Origin of the sequence: Halococcus salifodinae DSM 8989 (assembly GCF_000336935.1) — an archaeon.
Classification (GTDB): Archaea; Halobacteriota; Halobacteria; order Halobacteriales; family Halococcaceae; genus Halococcus; species Halococcus salifodinae.
This window is the reverse complement of sequence record NZ_AOME01000021.1, coordinates 1-237: the sequence shown is the minus strand read 5'-3', so window position 1 is coordinate 237 and position 237 is coordinate 1. Positions and strand designations below refer to the sequence as shown.

General features: G+C 67.9%; 1 pseudogene. It reads right to left on the bottom strand.

Annotated elements, in window-relative coordinates:
• A pseudogene (locus C450_RS04460) lies at positions 1 to 237 on the bottom strand (hypothetical protein); the annotation flags it as partial.

The following is a 237-nucleotide window of genomic DNA, read 5'->3' as shown; positions in this document are numbered from 1 at the left end:
CCTCCTCAACCCGACCTTTCACTCGGTGGAGCTTCTTTCGGTAGTTCTGCACCGATGACCGCGCGCTCTCCGCCGCCTCGTATGCCTCTCCCGCCTTCACCGCCGTTTCCTCCCGCGTCGTCGGGATCGCCAACGCTTCCGCGTGCTCCTCGATCCACGCCACGCCCTCCTCCGTCAGCCGGAACTGCCGCGGCTCCACGTGCCCGTTGCGCTCGGTGCGCGCCGCTTCCTGAACCA